The organism is Cylindrospermopsis sp. CR12, assembly GCF_001432185.1.
In the GTDB taxonomy this organism is placed as follows: domain Bacteria; phylum Cyanobacteriota; class Cyanobacteriia; order Cyanobacteriales; family Nostocaceae; genus Raphidiopsis; species Raphidiopsis raciborskii.
This window is the reverse complement of sequence record NZ_LMVE01000072.1, coordinates 540-2,893: the sequence shown is the minus strand read 5'-3', so window position 1 is coordinate 2,893 and position 2,354 is coordinate 540. Positions and strand designations below refer to the sequence as shown.

Genomic DNA, 2,354 nt, shown 5'->3' with positions numbered 1-2,354 from the left:
AAAATTATACTTGTCAATTGCTTTTTTTATTGCATAAATCAAGACCTGACGACATTCTAATTTAGTTAGTCTAAATTCCCGATTGTTACATCTGATTGTAATGTGATAGCAGTATCCTGCTTCTAATTTTCTTGGTTTTCGACTCATAAAAATTTAAGACTGGGTTATTCTCAATATAAAGCTGAGAATGTGCTGTCTCCCGTAGGGAGTGCTTCGCGATCTCCCAAAGGGAGTGCTGCGCAATCGTTTATCAACACATTCAGGTTTTTCCCTTGAGAAGGAACCGGGGGGATTCATGAATGTGATGACTCGTAGGGAATGCAATGCAATCTCCCGTAGGGAGTGCTGCGCAATCGCCTGTGTCCATGTTCAAATTTTTCCCTTGAGAAGAATCCCAGAGAAAGTTCCTAAATGCAATCACCTCTCAATACATTCAGAATTTTCCCTTGAGAAGGAATCGGGGGGAACACTGAATGCGAGATCCCCCTCCAAATATCCCAAAACCCTTGAAATAACTGATTTATCCTTTGACGGAAAACGTTTACCGTGAATCTTTTACCAACCGGGAACCGAACATGAAATGAGCCTAGATGAGAGCGATCTCCCGTCGGGGGTGTAATGCGATCTCCCGTAGGGAGTGCTTCGCAATCGCCCCTCAACACGTTCAGAATTTTCCCTTGAGAAGAAACACGGGGAACCCTGAATGCAATTGCCTGTATCGAGTGCTTCGCGATCTCCCAAAGGGAGTGCTGCGCAATCGCCCTTCAGCATGTTCAAGTTTTTCCCTTCAGAAGGAATCGGGGGATAATCACTAAGAGGGTTCGCCTGTATGGAGTGCAATGCAATCTCCCCTCACCACATTCAGATTTTTCCCTTGAGAAGAATCTGAGGTGCGATCGCCTGTCCTCATGTTCAGAATTTTCCCTTGAGAAGGAAGTAGAGACGATTCCCACAAGCGATCGCCCGGCAAATATCCTAAAAGCATTGAAATAACTGATTTATCTTTTGACGGAAAACGTTTTCCGTCAATCTTTTATCAGGCGGAAAGCGACTATGGAAAAGGCCTAGATGAAAGCTATCTCCTGCAGGGAGTGGAATGCGATCTCCCGTAGGGAGTGCTTCGCAATCACCCCCGTCCCCATGTTCAGTATTTTCCCTTGAGAAGAACCAGGGGGAGAACCATCTTGAACTACTGTGTTGCTCCAATCCTAAGTTTTTGGCTAACTTCTAGCAAGAAAATTGTCACAAGAAACTCAACAGATGCAAAAAACCTTGATATAGCCGCCTTATTCCCTGACGGAAAACGTTTTCCGTCACTATTTAACATAGATTTGGAAACGTCATATATCAGGCGATCGCACCGAAGAGCATGAGTAACTGAACTTTTTTTAGTCAGGTGAGATTGCCTAATCTTCTCAAGGGAAATTTTTAACATGCTTTACAAATAGCAAGAAGTAGAGATTAGTTAATTACAAAAACGATTGGATAAATTAATATTAGTCTATATCAAATATAAGAAAGTTAAATACTGAGATACTTGTCACTTCCTATACGAAATATTTAAGATACAGGTGTTAATATAGTGTTGAGCAAAGAAAAATGGTAAAGCTAAAAACACTGTTCTTGGTTAGTTTTGCATTTATCCTAGTTCTACATGGAGCAAGGCAAATAGAATTAAAAGCCCAGCAAAAAACTAAACAAGAGTCACCACATTTATTGCTAGGTAATCCCAGCAGCGCTAAAAACAGTATTGATAGTTCAAATAACTATCTGATGGTCAAGAAACAATACGCCTTATCTTATAATCGCAGTCATGGGACTGCTAATTGGGTAGCCTGGGAACTTAACCAATCGTGGCTAGGAAATGCAGAAAGACAAGATAACTTCAGACCTGATCCAACTCTTCCGAAACAGTGGAAACGAATAAAACCAAGTATTTATAAGAGTTCTGGATACGATAGAGGACATTTAGTTCCTTCTGGAGATAGGACGGCAAACATTGAAGATAATTCATCTACCTTCCTTATGACTAATATCATTCCACAAACGCCAGATAATAATAGAAACACCTGGGGGAACCTAGAAGATTACAGCAGGGATTTAGTAGAACAAGGTAAAACCCTATACATTATTGCTGGTACTTGGGGAAGTCAAGGAAAAATCAATAATCTGGTCAATATCCCCAAATACACTTGGAAAATTATTGTTGTACTGGATCGACCGTCACGGATTTCAGATGTTACTCCTAACACCCAGGTGATCGCTGTTAATATTCCTAACCAAGAGGAACTAGACAATGACTGGAAAAAGTTTTTGACAACTGTTGACCAAATTGAGAAACTCACTAAATATGA

General features: G+C 40.7%; 3 protein-coding genes. 1 reads left to right on the top strand and 2 read right to left on the bottom strand.

All coding sequences use genetic code 11. The features are described 5' to 3' along the window. Positions 1-555: 555 nt before the first annotated feature. Both ASL19_RS18220 and ASL19_RS18215 read right to left on the bottom strand, forming a co-directional pair. The gene (locus tag ASL19_RS18220; protein WP_200959839.1) at positions 556-771 is read right to left on the bottom strand and encodes a hypothetical protein; all 216 of its coding nucleotides are present in this window, start codon (positions 769-771) and stop codon (positions 556-558) included. A gap of 40 nt (positions 772-811) precedes the next feature. After that, positions 812-985 (bottom strand): hypothetical protein, encoded by a 174-nt coding sequence (locus ASL19_RS18215; protein WP_200959838.1) that lies wholly within the window; start codon positions 983-985, stop codon positions 812-814. A 614-nt stretch (positions 986-1,599) separates the two neighbouring features. Between ASL19_RS18215 and ASL19_RS08925 the strand changes: the two genes are divergently transcribed. Continuing rightward, positions 1,600-2,354, top strand: a 755-nt coding sequence (locus ASL19_RS08925) for a DNA/RNA non-specific endonuclease (protein ID WP_057178063.1), incomplete at its 3' end; no start/stop codon positions are given.

What these genes read in the sequence shown, in the direction of transcription:
- ASL19_RS18220 (WP_200959839.1), bottom strand. Translation starts at nt 771, where the DNA reads ATGCTGAAGGGCGATTGCGCAGCACTCCCTTTGGGAGATCGCGAAGCA.
- ASL19_RS18215 (WP_200959838.1), bottom strand. Translation starts at nt 985, where the DNA reads ATGCTTTTAGGATATTTGCCGGGCGATCGCTTGTGGGAATCGTCTCTA.